The organism is Melaminivora sp. (genome assembly GCF_032059615.1).
Lineage (GTDB): Bacteria > Pseudomonadota > Gammaproteobacteria > Burkholderiales > Burkholderiaceae_C > Melaminivora.
Map to the genome: position 1 here is coordinate 1 of NZ_DAMCAM010000033.1, position 15,418 is coordinate 15,418.

The following is a 15,418-nucleotide window of genomic DNA, read 5'->3' on the forward strand; positions in this document are numbered from 1 at the left end:
CGAAGGCGGCCGTGCTCTTGCCCTTGCCGTCGCCGGTGTTGACGATGACCAGGCCGCGCCGCTCGCCCTCGGGCTTTTCGTAGGGCTTCTCGCTCGGTGGTGTTTCGATCTGCATGACGATGGGCTCTCCTGAAAGACAAATCAGCGACGATACAAGAACGGCGATGGGCGGCCAGCGGGCACGGCATGTACTGCGCCCGCCGGCCGTCCGTGCGGCTTATGGACCGCCGCGTCAGAACGCCACGCGCATGCCCAGCACCACGCTGCGGCCGGCCAGCGGCGCCGCGTCCTTGATGAAGGAGACGTGCGAATACGCCAGGCGGTCGGTCAGGTTGCGCGCCTTCAGGTAGACCTGCCACGGCGTGGCCGTGCCGGCGCCGCCATGGTAGGCCACGCCCAGGTTCAACAGCCAAAAGCCGGGCGTGGCGGTCTCGAACTGCGCCACGCGGCTCTGGCGGGCCACCTGCAGCCACTCGATGTCGCCCTGCCAGGACTGCCACTGCGCGTCCAGCTTCAGGCCGACGCGCGCCGGCGAGATGCGCGGCAGGCGAGCGCCACCGTCCAGGCGCGCGCGCACGCTGTCGCCCCACAGCGTCAGGCCGACCTGGCGCGTCAGCGCCTGGCGCACACGGCCTTCGATGCCGGTGAAGGTGGCGTCGGCCTGGCTGTACTGCAGCAGCTGCAGGCCGTCCAGCTCATCCAGCGTGCGGCCGTAAATGTAGTGGCGGATGCGGTTGCGGTACACCGACACGTCGAAGGTGGTCGGGCCGCTGGTCTTGCGCAGCGTCAGGTCGACGTTGCGCGAGATCTCCGACCGCAGCTCGGCGTCGCCGCGCTCGTAGGTGGCGGTGGCCATGTGCAGGCCGCGCGCGTACAGCTCCTCGGCCGTGGGCGCGCGGCTGGCGCGGGTGACGCTGGCGCCCAGCGCGTAGCCCGGCGCCACGCGCCAGACGGCACCCAGCGAGGCCGAGGTGCCGTGGTGCGAGCGCTCGACCCCGCTGTCCAGCGCGCGGGCGCTCTGCCGGTCGTGGCGCAGCGCGCCCTCGATGCGCCAGTCGCCCAGGCGATATTCCTCCAGCAGGAACAGGCCGGTTGAGCGCGTGCGCGTGGGCTGCACGTAGGCCTCCTCGCCCACGGCGCTGAACCTGCGCTCGGCGCTGCGCACGCCCAGCAGGCCGCGCAGGCCGGCGATGGGCTGGTGCTGCAGCTCCACGCGCAGGTCGTGCGCCTTGTTCTTGAAGGTGGTGACGACTTCGCCGCCCTCGATCTCGTCGTGCACGTAGTCGGTGAAGCCGCCGCGCAAGCGTAGCGCGGCCACGCCGGCGAACGGGTCGCGCAGCTCGCCGCGCAGGTCGATGCGCTCGCTGCGCAGGTCCACCACCGGGACCGCGCCATGGTCATGGTCGTGGTCGCCGTGCTCCTCGCCATGGTCGTGGTCCTCGTGGTCGTGGTCGTGCGCGCCGCAGTGCAGATGGTTGCCGTGCGTGTGGCAGCCCTCGAAGCCGTGGCTGTGCCCGGGCAGGCCATAGCGCGCTGTCTGGCGCGTGAAGGCCAGGCCCAGGTAGCCGCTCTCGCCGACCCACGACAGCCCCAGGCTGGCGCTGCGCGTGTCGTTGAAGCTGCCGGGCACGTGGCGTCCGCCCTCCCAGCCGCTGCCGACCCGGTAGTCGCCCGCGTCGCGGCCCGCGGCCTCAACGTGGACGGCGAATGGCCCGGTGCCGCCGGTGACGGCCACGGCGCCCGCTTTTTCGCGCGCGGCGCTGCCGGCGCGCACTTCGGCGCTGCCCTCGTAGCCCTTGGATGGCACGGCCGTCGGCACCTTGCCGTCCAGCACGTTCACCACGCCCCCCACCGCGCCGGCGCCATGCACCAGCGCCGACGGGCCGCGCAGCACCTCGATCTGCGTGGCCAGCAGCGGCTCGGCGACCACGGCGTGGTCCGGGCTGATGGTGGAGGCGTCGTGCAGCTCGGCGCCATCGGACAGCACGCGCACGCGCGCGCCGTCCATGCCGCGGATCACCGGGCGGCTGGCGCCGGCGCCGAAGTGGCTGCCGGTGATGCCGGGCTGGCCCTCCAGCGTCTCGCCCAGCGTGGCTTCGCGCTGGCGCGCCAGCGCGTCGCCTTCGAGCACCGAGACTGGCTGAGTCATCTCGGACACGCCCAGCTGCAGGCCGCTGGCGGAAACGGTGACTTCAGGCAGGCTGTCGCCAGCCGAAGCCGAAAGTGCGGGTGTAGGTGCAGGGGTGGACTGTGCCCCGGCAGTGCCAGACGCCAGCAGGGCCAGCAGTGCGCTGGCCAGGGGGCGGCGCGTGCCCGGGACAGTGAGGGAAAAAGCCATTGGAGAGGTCATGGGTCGACTCGATCAAAAAGGCGCGCCATGCCAGCGGCCGCTGGCGGCGCAGGCAGGGCGCTGCACGCAACGCGGCATGCGCTGCGGCAAGAACGGATGAATTAGGGGTAAAAAAGGCCACCAGCCCTTGCAGCACAAGGGCAGCCAGCTATCAAAAAAGTAGTTCGAGCAGCCGTGGGGTGCCCACGCCGGCCACCGGCGCGGCGGCACGCTGGCCACGGCGTCCGCGCCCTGGACGGAACGCGAACGCCCGGCCGAAGCGGACACTGCTGGCCCGCGGCCGCGCTAGCACGCCCGGCCGATCAGTGCACGCTCAGGTGGAGCCAGGGGGCGCGCGCGCCTGGAACGGCGCCGTCCGGCGCGCCACGGGCGCGGCGGCAAGGGATGCGGCCGGTGTGGCCTGTGGCGCGGCGTGTGCCAGCGCCAGCAGCGGCGCAGGCGTGGGGCCGCCCAGCGTCTGCTGGTCCAGCACCTGGCAGTCCGCGCTGCCATGGCCGGCGAAGAGCGCGTGCAGCATGTCCAGCGCACGACTGGCGGGACTGTGCGCGCCAGCGTTGGCAGCCAGTTCCGCGCTTGTCGTGCCCAGGCCATGGACGATCTGATGCACGCGCCCCAATGCCGGCGCCAGGACCAGCGCCAGCAGCAACCAGCCGAGCGCGAAACGGCGCACGCGGTCGGCAAGACAGTTGGAGGGCGGCAGCGGCGTGGTCATGGAGCGAACCGGCAAGCGTAATCCAGGCAACGATGCAGCCCATGCAGGCCGCGCGTGAAATTCACGTGACAGCGGACGCGCTGCGTCGCACGGCACACGGCACACGGCAGGCCGCAGCCTTGCAACTGCCCTGCCCGGGCAGTCCCGCATCGTTCGTGCGTTGCTCATACCCGTGGCAGTGCCATCCACAGGCCGTCGATGCAGCGCACACGGATGCGTTGCTCGAACACCTGCTCCAGCGCCGCGTGCGTGGCCGCGTCGCCACAGGCGCCGTGGTGCGCCACGCGCCCGCCGGCCATGATGAGCAGATCGTCGGCCTGCAGGGCGATCGAGATTTCGTGCAGCACGCTGACCACCGTGCTGCCGCCGGCCACCAGGGCACGCACGGTGCGCAGCCAGTCGGTCTGGTGCGGCGGGTCCAGGTTGGCCAGGGGCTCGTCCATCAGGGTGACGGGCGCCTGAACGGCCAGCGCGCGCGCCAGCAGCACGCGCTGGCGCTCGCCGCCCGACAGCTGCGACAGCGGCCGCGCGCGCCACTGCCAGGCCTGCGTGGTGGTGAGCGCGGCCTGCACCGCGGCGTGGTCGGCCTCGCTCGGGGGCGCCATCCAGGAGCGGTGCGGCAGGCGCCCGAGCATGGCGATGTCGTACGCGGGCAGGTCGTCGGCGGCGGCCTCGTTCTGGCCCAGCCAGGCGAGCTGGCGCGCCCGCTCGCGCGCGGGCAGGCCCGCCAGCGGGCGGCCCAGCAGCTGCACATCGCCCTCCACGCGGGCATGGCGCAGCAGGCCGGCCAGCGCCTTGAGCAGCGTGGACTTGCCCGCGCCGTTGGGCCCGACGATGCTGGTCCAGCGTGCCGCCGGCAAGTCCAGGTCGATGCCGTGCAGGATCTGGGCCTTTTGCATGCTGGCCCTTATCTGGCGCCCACTGAGAGCTATGGTTTTCATAGTCCGCCACCGAGCGAGCGGCGGTGCATCAGCCACAGCAGGTAGGTGCCGCCCAGCGCCGCCGTCAGCACGCCCACGGGCAACTCCTGCGGGGCGATCAGCCAGCGCGCCAGGATGTCCGCGCCCAGCAGCAGCACTCCGCCCATCAGGCTGGACAGCCAGACATGCCACTGGTGGGTGACGCGCGCCATGGAGCGCACCAGGTGCGGCGCGGCCAGCCCGACGAAGGCGATCAGGCCGGTGTGCGCCACCGCCGTGCCCGTGGCCAGCGCCATGGCCAGCACCAGCCCGGCGCGCATGGGCGCCAGCGGCAGGCCCAGGCTGGCGGCCGTGGCCTCGCCCAGCATCAGGCCGTCCAGCAGGCGCGACAGCGCCCAGGCCGCCAGCGCGCACACCAGCCAGCCGGCGGCCATCAGCGCGCAGGCCTGCCAGCCCACAAAGGCCGAGCTGCCCATGGTGAACACCTGCATGGCCTCAAGAATGTTCGGCCGCGCCACCTGGATCAGGTCGCGCGCCGCGCTCAGCACCACGCCCACCACCACGCCGGCCAGCAGCAGGCGCAGCGTGTGCTGCACGCCGCGCGCCAGCACCAGCGTGAGCAGCACCGCGCCGGCCGCGCCGATGAAAGCGGCGCCCGTCACCCCCAGGCGGGCCAGCCAGCTTGTGGTGCTGGGCGAGACGCCCAGCATGGCCATGGCCAGAGCCCCGCCCAGGGCCGCGCCCGAGGCGCTGCCCAGCAGATAGGGGTCGGCCAGCGGGTTGCGAAACAGCCCCTGCGCCACGGCGCCGGCCAACGCCAACAGCGCCCCGGCGAGCCACGCGCCCAGGGTGCGCGGCAGGCGGATGTCCCAGACGATCTGGCGCGCCAACGCGTCGCCGCCCATGTTCAGCACGCTGTCGAAGCCGGTGCTGCCGACGCTGGCGCCCACCAGCACCAGAAGCACGCTGGCAGCCGCCAGCCACAGCGCCATGGCGACGGCGCGGCGCCGGCCACTGTCCGGCGCGGCGCGGCTGGCGGGCTCGTCGGTGCGCGGCAGCACGGCGCTCACGGGAGCTTCTCACTCAGGCAGCCGGCCATGATGCGCGCCGCCTCGGCCATGCGCGGGCCGGGGCGCACCAGCACGTCGGCCTGCTCGGGGCCGAACACGCACAGCCGCCCGGCCTTGATGGCCGGCAGGTTGTGCCAGCCGGGGTACAGGGCCACGGGCTGCGCGCTGCGGTTGGAGACCATGACCAGGTCGGGCTGCGCGCGCAGGACGTATTCCGGGCTCAGCCGCGGAAACGGCCCGAGGCTGGCCGGCACGACGTTGCGCGCGCCCAGCCGCGCCAGCGTCTCGCCGATGAAGGACGGCTGGCCGGCGGCGTAGGGGCCGCGGCTGACCTCGAAGAACACTCGCGCGCCGCGTGCCTTCGCGGGCAGGGACTGCGCCGCCGCCTGCACGGCCGCGTCGATCACGCGCCACAGCCGGTCCACGCCCTCGGCGCGCGGCACGGCGAACAGGTCGCCGATCACGGTGAGCACGCGGCGCACGTCGGTGTGCGTCTTGGGCTCCAGCGCGACCACCTTGATGCCCAGCGCCTCCAGCCGGTCGCTCACGCGGCTGGCCACCGACAGGAGCACCACATCGGGGCGCAGCGCGACGATGGCCTCGATGTTGGGGTCCAGCCCGCCACCGACCTTGGGCAGCTGGCGCACCGGCTCGGGCCAGTTGGAATAGCGGTCCACACCCACCAGGCGGTGGCACTGCTGCATCTCGCACAGGCTTTCGGTGCTCGACGGCAGCAGGCTGACCACGCGCCGCGGCGGCTCGTCGAACTCGAGCCGGCGGCCCCGGTCGTCGGTGATGGTGATGGCGGCCTGCGCGACGAGCGATGCGCCGGCCAGGACCAGCGCACAGGCGGCGCGTAGCCGCCCCAGGGACAGGAGCTTCATCATGGGGCGGGTTCGTCCTTCAGGGTCAGGGGCAGGCCGGCGGCCATGAGGGTGACGCGCCCGCAGGCCGCCGCCGCGCGCTGGTTCAGCAGGCCCAGGGCATCGACGAAGGCGCGCACCTCGCGCCCGAGCGGAATGACGCCCAGGCCGATCTCGTTGCCGACCAGGACCACGGGGCCGGGCGCTTGCCGCAGCGCAGCGAAAAAGTGAGCACACTGCCCTTGCCAGTCATGGGTTTGCTGCATATTTTGCTCACATGCCGGCATCAGCCAGTGTGTCAGCCACAGCGTCAGGCAGTCCACCACCAGCAGCGTCTCGGCCCGGCTGTGGCGCGCCAGGGCGCCCGCCAGGTCGCGCGGCTCCTCCACCAGCTCCATGCCGGGCACGCGCTCGGCGCGCTCGCGCTGGTGGCGTTCGATGCGGGCGTGCATCTCGGCGTCGTGCGCCTGGGCGGTGGCGACCAGCGTGGCGCGGTGCCCCGGGGTCTGCAGCCAGGCGTGCGCCAGCCGCTCGGCGCGGCGCGACTTGCCGCTTTTCTGGCCACCCAGGATGAGTTCGCTGCGGGCAATGTCGGGGTGCATGGCGGGCCTGTGCACGTCAGTGGCTACCCAGCAGCCGCGCCAGCGCCCGCGGCGCGCTGGCGAACCAGGGCTGGAAATAACTCGCGCAGATGCTGCCGTGGCGGTACACGGCTTCGGCGCCCGGCGCCTCGGCAGCGCCCTCGGTGCCGGGGCGCAGGGCCTGCCTGGGAGCATGTGCGCTGCTGTCCACGCTGGAATAGTGAAAGCTGTGGCCGCGCAGCGCCTCGTCCATGCCCGGCAGGCGCAGCACGCGCGGGCCCAGGGCCTGCAGGCGCCGGTGCATGGTGCCCTGGCCGGGCAGCAGCCCCCACATCGGCTGCCGCGTGCCGTCGGCGAGGATGAGCGATTCGAGCAGCGCAAGCATGCCGCCGCCCTCGGCCCAGACGGGCCGGCCCGCGGCCACGTGGGCGCGCAGCTGGGCCTGCAGTCCGGTGTGGGCGGCCAGCGCGGGCGCGTGCAGCTCGGGGTAGCCACCGGGCAGCCACAGGGCGTCGCAGTCGGGCAGCGCCTCGCCACGCAGGGGCGAGAAGCACGCCACGCGCGCGCCGAGCTGCTCCAGCAGCTCCAGGTTGGCGGGATAGACCAAGCAGAAGGCCGCGTCCCGCGCCACGGCCACGGTGCGCCCGGCCAGCAGGGGTGCGGGCGCGGCACCGCCGGCTGGCGGAGCGTCGAAAGAGACGCGCCAGCGCTCCCAGTCGGCCGGCGCCATGCGCCCAAGCGGCGTGGTGGCCAGGGCATCGGCGGCGGCATCCAGGCGCGCCAGGGCGTCGGGCAGTTCGTGCGCCGCGACCAGCCCCAGGTGGCGCTCGGGCAGCAGCGCGGTGGGCCGGCCGGCCTCGAACCCGCCCAGCGCCGGCAGCGCGCCCAGCCAGTCGCCGGGATCGCGCAGACCGGCGCGCAGCAGGTCGGCGTGGCGCTCGCCGGCCACGCGGTTGGCCAGCACGCCGGCCCAGGGCAGGTCGCTCCAGTAGCTGCGCAGGCCGTGCGTCAGCGCGCCCAGGGTGCCGCCCATGGCGCTGGCGTCGATGACGACCAGCACCGGCAGCCCCAGGCGGCGCGCCAGCTCGGCGACGCTGTTCTCGCCGTCGAACAGGCCCATGACGCCTTCGACCAGGATCAGGTCGGCCTGCCGCGCGGCCGCGTGCAGGCGCTCGCGGCAGTCGCGCTCGCCGGTGAGCCACAGGTCCAGCGTGTGCACGGGGGCGCCGCTGGCCAGTTCGTGCCAGTGTGGGTCCAGGTGGTCGGGGCCGCACTTGAAGACACGCACGCGCCGCCCGCCCCGCGCGTGCAGGCGCGCCAGGGCGGCGGTCGCGGTGGTCTTGCCCTGCCCCGAGCCGGGAGCGGCGATGACCAGGGCGGGACAGGAGGCAGAGGCCATGGAAGCCGGGGTCAGTACTGCGGTGCCCACTTCAGGCCGACGTAGAAGCTGCGACCCGGCGTAGCGTAGTTGCGCGCCAGCTCATAGCGTTTGTCGGCGGCGTTGTCCAGGCGGGCGACGACCTGCCAGTCGCGTGCCATGCGGGTGCTGGCGTGCAGATTGACCAGGGTGTAGCCGGGCAGCACGTTCTTGTTGGCTGCGTCGTCGTAGCGGCGGCCCGAGGCCTGCACCTCGGCGCCCACCGTCCATTGGGCGACGCGCGTGTCCGCACCCAGCGTGGCGTGGCGCCTGGCGCGGCGCTGCAGCTGCTTGTCGGTGTCCAGGTTCCGGGGGTTTTGCAGGTCGAGCGAGCCGTAGAGACGCACGCCGCCCAGGCGGTGCGCGCCCGCGAACGTCACGCCCTGGTAGCGCGCCTTGCCCACGCTGGCGTAGCAGCCGGGATAGCGATCGCTGCTGGCCGCACACGGGCCGGGGCCGTCCACGTAGATGATCAGGTCGTCGATGTGGTTGCGGTAGGCCGTGGCAGAGAAGCTGCTCGCGCCCTCCTGCCACTTCACGCCCAGCTCGAAGTTGCGCGACTGCTGCGGCTTGAGCGAGGCGTCGCCGTACTTGGTGAAGCGCTGGTACAGCGTCGGCGCCTTGAAGGCCGTGCCGGCGGACGCGGTGGCGCGCCAGTGGCGGGCGAAGTCGTAGCCGTACGAGGCGCTGCCGGTGGTCTTGCCGCCGAACTCGCTGTCCTGGTCGTGGCGCGCGTTCAGCTGCAGCGTGTGCGCGCCCTGGCGCAGCCCCCAGCCCAGGGCCAGGGCGTCGAATGAGCGCTGGCGCGTCTCCATCGTGGGGAAGAAGCTGGTGTTGTCCAGCCGGTCCTCGCGCCGCTCCAGCGACGCCGTCAGCAGCTGCGCGCCCAGGCGCCATTCGTTGTGCAGCAGGTAGCTGCGAATCCGCGTGTCGGTCAGGTAGATGCTCGGCGTGGTTTCGTAGCGGTCCTGCGATTCGCTGACGGACAGACGGGTCTTGTAGGCCTCGCTCCACTGCGCATGCCAAGCCAGGCCCAGCGTCTGCAGGCGCCGCAGGTTGCGGTCGTCCCTGGTCGGGCTGACGTCATAGCCGCTGTTGGAGTCGCTGTACAGCAGCGTGCCCTCCAGGCGGTGCGCCGCGTGCAGCTGCCAGCCCAGGCGGCCGCTCGCGGCGGTGGTGAGGTAGCCGTCGAGGTCCGGGTTGGCCGCGGCGTCGGTCTTGGCGCTGTAGCCCCGGCTGCCTTCGCGAGAAAAGCCCAGGGCATAGTCCACGGCGCCGCTGGCGCCGCTCACGCCGGCCTCGGAGCGCCAGGTGCGCCAGGTACCCAGGCCCACGCCCACGTAGGGCGCGACACCCGCCTCGCCTTTTTTCGTGAAGATCTGGATCACCCCGGCCACGGCGTCCGAGCCGTAGATGGCCGCGGCCGGACCGCGCAGCACCTCGATGCGTTCGATCTGCGACAGCGGAATGGCCTCCCACGACGGGTCGCCGCTGCCGGCCTGGGAATCCACGCGCACGCCATCGACATAGACGGCGGTGAAGCGCGTCTCGGCGCCGCGCAGGAAGACACTGGTGGCCGTGCCGGGGCCGCCATTGCGCGTCATCTCGACGCCGGGCAAGCGCGCCAGCACGTCGGCCAGGCCGGTGGCGCCGCTTTGCTCGATGGTCTCGCGGTCCACGATGGACACATCGGCCAGCACGTCGGTCAGCGGCTGGGCCGTGCGGGTGGCGGTGACTACGACCTCGTCCAGGTCCGGGGCGCGCAGGTTCTGCGCAAGCAGGGTGCCCCCCGTCTGGGCATGGGCCCCGCAAGCGGCCAGCGCCGCCAGGGCCAGAGCGCTCAGGCGCAGATACGCGCGGCCATCGGCAGCCGCGCGGGAGCAGAACAGGAAATTCGACATGGAGAAAATGCAAGCAAACAAACCCGCGCCAGCCTCCCCGCCAGCATTGGGTGACATGGCCGTGCGCCCAGTGGCGCAAAGCCTCCTTGTTGGCCGGTATCCGGGCTGGCGAAGACATCCTGCACACCACCTTCCCAGGCGCTTGTTCAAGGCGCCCAGTGGCTGACTGGTGACAGGTGAGCCGACACGCGGCTCGTTCGCTGACCGTTGCGGGGGCAGCGCAGGCCCGGGGCCCGGTCCATGGCGGACGGCCCCTCCCTGCTTCCCGTTGAACTGCGGCATGCGAACCATGACGCGAGCACCAACAAGCGGCGGATTTTATGCGCGCCGGCCGCACGGTCCCTACAATTGCCGCCCTATGCCCCAGCCTTCCCCCATCGACCAGATCGCCGAGCGCGTGGAGCGCCTGCTCCAGCAGCACGCGCAACTGCGGCAGGACAAGGCCCTGCTGGAGCAGCAGGTCGCCGCCCTCACCGAGGAGCGCGACTCGCTGCGTTCGCGCCTGCAGGCCGCCCGCGCCCGCGTGGATGCGCTGCTGGACCGTCTTCCCGCCAACGCGGCGCCCGCCGCCTCCGACGCCACGCCATGAAACAGCTCGAAGTCCAGATCCTGCAGCAGAGCTACCTGCTGGGCTGCGCCGAAGGCCAGGAGCCGCGCCTGATGGCCGCGGTGGAGCGCGTGGACACGGCCATGACGCGCATCCGCGATGCGGGCAAGGTGCGCGCCCGCGACCGCATCGCCGTGCTGGCGGCGCTCAACCTGGCCTTCGACCTGGCCGACCGCGAGGCCGCCCAGCAGGAGGCGTCCGCACACCCGGCCGCGCAGCCCCCGCAAGAGCCGCCACACCTGCAGGACGAGCGCCTCGCCGCCCTGCTCGACCGGCTGGACCAGGCCCTCGCCGCTGGGGACGCGCCGGGGTTGTAAGCATTGGCGAACGGGGTGTTCGCGGGGCGCGCAACGCGCCTACAATGCACCTGTCTGCGATGCTGCCGGGCTTTATATTTCCTTGAACCAATGCTCTTGGAGCCCGGGCTTGGTACATCGCCTGGCAGGCGTGATCATCTCGCGTCAGATGAACCCAATGTCAGGTTGCCCTCGCCCACCTGAACCCCCGGTTCAGGATGCCGGTCCGGTGGCATTTGCAGACACCTTCTTTCGAGCGAAGCCGGGGCTCCCCGCCCTCCGCCTACCCCCCTCTCCCCTCTTCCCCCAGCTGTCACCGCCCGCCCCGGGGCAGGCGCTCAGGCGCACCAGGGCGCGGGCTGGCCGTGCATCACATCCATCCACAGCGCCCAGCCGCCGAGCACGCACAGCACGGCGCCTGCGGCACGCGAGCCGCTGGCCTGCTGCATCCGGTTGAGCCGCTGCCGCAGCCATTGCCAGGCCGCGGGGCCCGCCACCAGCCACAGGCCGCTGCCGATGCCAAACAGCACCATGCTGGCCGCGCCACGCGCCACGCTGCCGCTCAGGGCAGCGGTGAGCAGCGCGGTGTAAAGCAGCCCGCAGGGCAGCAATGCCCAGGCCATGCCGGTGAAAAACAGTCCGCCCGGGCGTGCCACCAGGGGCTGCACGCGCGCCCACACGGTGCGGCCGGCGCTCTCTATCCAGGCGGGCTGGCGTGCCTGCAGCAGCATCATGAGGCCCCAGGCGATGATGAGCACATGCGTCATGGTCCACAGCGGCCGCAGTGCGCTGCTGTGCTGGCCCAGCCAGGCCAGCTGGTCCATGGCGAAGGCTGCGGCACCACCGGCGGTGCCATAGCCCGCCAGGCGCCCGACGTGGAAGGCCAGCGTGCGGCCCAGCACCGGGCGGCGCGGCAGCCAGTGGATCACCTGAGGTTCGCCCGGGGCGGCAGGGCGTCCCCCTGCCCCTATCACTGCGCCGCAGGGCCCGGCGCACATGGCAAGGCAGTGCGTACCACCCACCAGGCCCATCAGGAAGACGGTGGACGCAAGCGTGAGGAACATGGATCAGATGATCCGGGAGAAGCGCGCGCGGTTCCGGTTGGCCTGCAGATATTTATCGAACGCCATGGCGACGCCGCGCACGAAGTACCAGCCCAGCTCGGTGACCTGCACGCCGTCGTCGGCCAGCTTGACCAGGCCCTGCCCGGCCATCTCCTCGAGTTGCTGCAGTTCGGGCTCGAAATAGCTGCGAAAGTCGATCAGCCAGGCGGCCTCCATGGGCTCGAACAGCACTTCGCCCTGGCACATCAGCGCCATGATGACCGAGCGGCGCACCAGGTCGTCCTTCGTCAGCGCCAGGCCACGCGCGATAGGGAGGCGCCCCTGGTTGATGGCATCGTAGTACTCGTCCAGCGTCTTGACGTTCTGGCTGTACGTGGCGCCGATGCGGCCGATGGCCGACACCCCCAGGCCGATCAGGTCGCAGTCCGGCTGGGTGCTGTAGCCCTGGAAGTTGCGGTGCAGCCGGCCCTGGCGCTTGGCCACCGCCAGCGAGTCCTGCGGCAGGGCGAAGTGGTCCATGCCCACATAGACATAGCCCGCGCCCTCGAACACCTCCAGGGCCTGCGCCAGCATGGAAAGCTTGGCCGAGGCCATGGGCAGCTCGGCCGTGATGATGCGCCGCTGCGCCTTGAAGCGCTCGGGCAGGTGGGCGTAGGCGTAGAGCGCGATGCGATCCGGCCGCAGCTCGGAGACCTGCCCCAGCGTGCGCTCGAATGATTCGGGCGTCTGCCGGGGCAGGCCGTAGATCAGGTCCACGTTCACGGACTCGAACCCCAGGCGGCGCGAGCTCTCGATGAGGGAGAACACCTGCTCGGCCGGCTGCACGCGGTGCACTGCCTTCTGCACTTCGGGGTCGAAGTCCTGCACGCCGAAGCTCAGGCGGTTGAAGCCGAGCTCGGCCAGCAGGGCCAGGCGCGACTCGTCCACGGTGCGCGGATCGACCTCGATGGAGTATTCGCCGCCCGGCACCAGCGTGAAGCTGCGCTTGAGCATGGCCATCAGCTCGCGCAGGCCTTCGTCGGACAGGAACGTGGGCGTGCCGCCGCCGAAATGCAGCTGGCTCACCTGCTGTCCCACGCCGCAGTGCGCGGTATGCAGGTCGATCTCGCGGCTCAGGTAGCGCAGATAGACCTCGGCGCGCTCGGGGTGGCGCGTGATGATCTTGTTGCACGCGCAGTAATAGCAGAGGGATTGGCAGAACGGAATGTGGACGTACAGCGACAGCGGCATCGCTTTGCCCACCGATCCCACCCGGCGCTGCTGCAGGGCCAGCACGTATTCCTCTTCGCCGAAGGCTTCCACGAAACGATCCGCCGTGGGGTAGGAGGTATAGCGTGGCCCTGGAACGTCGAAGCGTCGCAGCAGTTCGGTGGTGACAACGGTCATAGGGGGTAATTCCTCAGGGTGAGTCGGGCACTGTGCCCCAGCTGGCGCCCGAGCGTCCTTGATTTCGATCAAGAGGACCCAATGTCTGCGAAATGACAATTCGCCCTGGATCAAAGCACGTGCGCGTGCCTGCGACTTTCGCAGGCCTTGCAGCGTTCGGATGTAAGCTAGCGCCATGACCAGGGTACCCATGTCTCCCAACCTTCAAGCCATCAAGGTTGCTTGCTCCAACTGCAACCTGCGCGAGCTGTGCATGCCGGTGGGCCTGGACGAGCAGCAGCTCAAGCGCCTGGACGAGATCGTCGCCGTTCGGCGCAAGGTCAAGCGCGGCGGCAACCTGTTTCGCAATGGCGACCCTTTCACCTCGCTCTACGCCATCCGCACGGGCTTCTTCAAGACCTGCGTGGCCACCGAGGACGGGCGCGACCAGGTGACGGGATTCCAGATGGCCGGGGAGATCATCGGCCTGGACGGCATCGTCAACGACCACCATACCTGCGACGCGGTGGCGCTGGAGGACGCGGAGGTCTGCGTCATGCCCTTCGACCGGGTCGAGGAGCTCTCGCGCGAGATCAACGCCCTGCAGACGCATGTGCACAAGATCATGAGCCGCGAAATCGTGCGCGAGCACGGCGTCATGCTGCTGCTGGGCAGCATGCGTGCCGAAGAGCGGCTGGCGGCTTTCCTGCTGAACCTGGTACAGCGCCTGCACGCGCGTGGTTTTTCGCAGTCGGAGCTGGTCCTGCGCATGACGCGCGAGGAGATCGGCAGCTACCTGGGCCTGAAGCTTGAAACGGTGAGTCGCACTTTCTCGAAATTCGTCGAGGAAGGCATCGTCGAAGTCAAGCAGCGCCACGTGCGCATCATCGACACCAACGCCCTCAAGCGCATCGTCAACAGCCAGCAGGCCTGCCACTGACCCTCGGCCGGCGCTGCCCGGAACGCAAAAAGGCAATGCCTGCGCATTGCCTTTTTTTGCGTTTGCAGCCCGGGCGGCGCTGGCCGCCGGGGCTGCCGTTCCCGCTCAGTTGAGGGGGGTCTTCTTCCCGTCGGGATAGTGGTAGAGCGTGATCGCGGGGTTCTTCATCTCGCCATTGGACTCGAAGGCGATGTTGGCCGTCACACCCTTGTAACTGGACTTGAGCAACTCCGGGATGTAAACCTTCGGATCCCACGAGCCGGCGCGCTTCATGGCGTCGACCAGCAGCATGGTGGCGTCGTAGGTGTAGGGGCTGTAGATCTGGTACTGGCCAGGGTACTTGGCGTCGTACTTGGCCTTCCAGGCCATGCCGCCGGGCATCTTGGCCAGCGACGCGCCGCCTTCGGCGCACACCACGTTCGACAGGGTCTTGGCGCCCGCGGTCAGCTTGGCGATCTCGGTCGTGCACAGGCCGTCGCCACCGAAATACTTCACGTTGCCCATGCCGAGCTGCTCCATCTGCCGGAGCATGGGGCCGGCCTGCGGGTCCATGCCGCCGAAGAAGATGGCGTCCGGGTTCTTGGCCTTGATGGCCGTGAGGATGGCCATGAAGTCGGTGGCCTTGTCGGTGGTGAACTGCTCGTCGACCACCTTCATGCCCTTCTCGGCCGCCACCCGCTTGAACACGTTGGCCAGACCCTGGCCATAGGCCGTGCGGTCATCGACCACGGCCACCGTCTTGAGCTTGAGCGTGTCGCTGGCATAGGCCGCGACCCCCGCGCCCAGGGCGTTGTCGTTGGCGATGATGCGGAACGTGGTCTTGTAGCCGGGCTTGGTCAGGTTGGGGTTGGTGGCCGCGCCCGTGACGTGCGGGATGCCGCAGTCGTTGTAGACCTTGGCCGCGGGAATCGTGGTGCCCGAATTGAGGTGGCCCACCACGCCGGCGGCCTTGGCGTCGCACAGCTTCTGCGCCGCCGCCGTGCCCTGCTTGGGGTCGGCCGCGTCATCCTCGGCCAGCAGCTCGAACCTGACCTTCTTGCCGCCGATGGTCACGCCCTGGGCGTTGAGCTCCTCGATCGCCATGCGGGCGCCGTTCTCGTTGTCCTTGCCGTAGTGCGCCTGGGCCCCGGACACGGGCGCCACGTGACCGATTTTCACCACCTCTTGGGCGTGGGTCATGCCGGCGATGGCCGCAATGGCGGCCACCACGGTCAGTTTCAACTTCAATTGCATAGATGTCTCCGATCCTTCATTGCTGGAAGTGGCGTTGCGTGACAACGCGCAGAAACATATCGCAGTTCAAAACCGCCCACACTAGGGAACACGAGAAAA

14 protein-coding genes, 1 pseudogene and 1 riboswitch are annotated in these 15,418 nt (G+C 70.8%); of the genes and pseudogenes, 3 read left to right on the forward strand and 12 right to left on the reverse strand.

Going from position 1 to position 15,418, the window contains the following annotated elements:
- The 9 genes and pseudogenes from RT051_RS08840 to RT051_RS08880 all read right to left on the reverse strand — a co-directional run.
- A pseudogene (locus RT051_RS08840) lies at positions 1–115 on the reverse strand (cob(I)yrinic acid a,c-diamide adenosyltransferase); the annotation flags it as partial.
- 117 nt (positions 116–232) lie between these two features.
- Positions 233–2,350 carry a TonB-dependent receptor domain-containing protein gene (locus tag RT051_RS08845; RefSeq protein WP_313075216.1) on the reverse strand — a complete coding sequence of 706 codons (2,118 nt, stop codon included), beginning with the start codon at positions 2,348–2,350 and terminating at the stop codon, positions 233–235.
- A 313-nt stretch (positions 2,351–2,663) separates the two neighbouring features.
- On the reverse strand, positions 2,664–3,062 hold the full coding sequence (locus RT051_RS08850) for a hypothetical protein (protein WP_313075218.1): 399 nt from the start codon (positions 3,060–3,062) through the stop codon (positions 2,664–2,666).
- Positions 3,063–3,226: 164 nt separating this feature from the next.
- Complete coding sequence (locus RT051_RS08855; RefSeq protein ID WP_313075220.1) at positions 3,227–4,003, reverse strand: ABC transporter ATP-binding protein; 777 nt, start codon at positions 4,001–4,003, stop codon at positions 3,227–3,229.
- Complete coding sequence (locus RT051_RS08860) at positions 4,000–5,052, reverse strand: FecCD family ABC transporter permease (protein WP_409520583.1); 1,053 nt, start codon at positions 5,050–5,052, stop codon at positions 4,000–4,002. Before RT051_RS08860 ends, RT051_RS08855 begins: the two co-directional genes overlap by 4 nt.
- A complete protein-coding gene (locus RT051_RS08865) occupies positions 5,049–5,939 on the reverse strand; it encodes a helical backbone metal receptor (protein WP_313075223.1) in 891 nt (296 codons plus the stop codon). The genes RT051_RS08860 and RT051_RS08865 overlap by 4 nt, the downstream gene beginning before the upstream one ends.
- Positions 5,936–6,517, reverse strand: coding sequence for a bifunctional adenosylcobinamide kinase/adenosylcobinamide-phosphate guanylyltransferase (locus RT051_RS08870; RefSeq protein ID WP_313075225.1), 582 nt, complete (start codon positions 6,515–6,517; stop codon positions 5,936–5,938). Before RT051_RS08870 ends, RT051_RS08865 begins: the two co-directional genes overlap by 4 nt.
- A gap of 16 nt (positions 6,518–6,533) precedes the next feature.
- Positions 6,534–7,895, reverse strand: coding sequence for a cobyrinate a,c-diamide synthase (locus RT051_RS08875; protein ID WP_313075228.1), 1,362 nt, complete (start codon positions 7,893–7,895; stop codon positions 6,534–6,536).
- Between the two features lie 11 nt (positions 7,896–7,906).
- Complete coding sequence (locus RT051_RS08880; RefSeq protein ID WP_313075231.1) at positions 7,907–9,814, reverse strand: TonB-dependent receptor domain-containing protein; 1,908 nt, start codon at positions 9,812–9,814, stop codon at positions 7,907–7,909.
- Positions 9,815–9,887: 73 nt separating this feature from the next.
- Positions 9,888–10,135: riboswitch (cobalamin riboswitch) on the reverse strand.
- A gap of 37 nt (positions 10,136–10,172) precedes the next feature.
- On the opposite strand from RT051_RS08880, the gene RT051_RS08885 reads away from it, so the two are divergent.
- Both RT051_RS08885 and RT051_RS08890 read left to right on the forward strand, forming a co-directional pair.
- Positions 10,173–10,403 (forward strand): DUF904 domain-containing protein, encoded by a 231-nt coding sequence (locus tag RT051_RS08885; RefSeq protein WP_313075238.1) that lies wholly within the window; start codon positions 10,173–10,175, stop codon positions 10,401–10,403.
- Positions 10,400–10,738 carry a cell division protein ZapA gene (locus RT051_RS08890; RefSeq protein WP_313075240.1) on the forward strand — a complete coding sequence of 113 codons (339 nt, stop codon included), beginning with the start codon at positions 10,400–10,402 and terminating at the stop codon, positions 10,736–10,738. Before RT051_RS08885 ends, RT051_RS08890 begins: the two co-directional genes overlap by 4 nt.
- A gap of 317 nt (positions 10,739–11,055) precedes the next feature.
- Here the strand turns inward: RT051_RS08890 and RT051_RS08895 are convergent, their stop codons facing one another.
- Positions 11,056–11,781, reverse strand: a complete 726-nt coding sequence (locus tag RT051_RS08895) for a sulfite exporter TauE/SafE family protein (RefSeq protein ID WP_313075242.1) — start codon at positions 11,779–11,781, stop codon at positions 11,056–11,058.
- Positions 11,782–11,784: 3 nt separating this feature from the next.
- On the reverse strand, positions 11,785–13,167 hold the full coding sequence (hemN, locus tag RT051_RS08900; RefSeq protein WP_313075244.1) for an oxygen-independent coproporphyrinogen III oxidase: 1,383 nt from the start codon (positions 13,165–13,167) through the stop codon (positions 11,785–11,787).
- Positions 13,168–13,357: 190 nt separating this feature from the next.
- On the opposite strand from hemN, the gene fnr reads away from it, so the two are divergent.
- Positions 13,358–14,086, forward strand: coding sequence for a fumarate/nitrate reduction transcriptional regulator Fnr (gene fnr / locus RT051_RS08905; RefSeq protein WP_313075247.1), 729 nt, complete (start codon positions 13,358–13,360; stop codon positions 14,084–14,086).
- Positions 14,087–14,191: 105 nt separating this feature from the next.
- Here the strand turns inward: fnr and RT051_RS08910 are convergent, their stop codons facing one another.
- Entirely contained in the window at positions 14,192–15,319 is a 1,128-nt protein-coding gene (locus RT051_RS08910) for a branched-chain amino acid ABC transporter substrate-binding protein (protein ID WP_313075249.1), read from the reverse strand.
- Positions 15,320–15,418 lie beyond the last annotated feature (99 nt).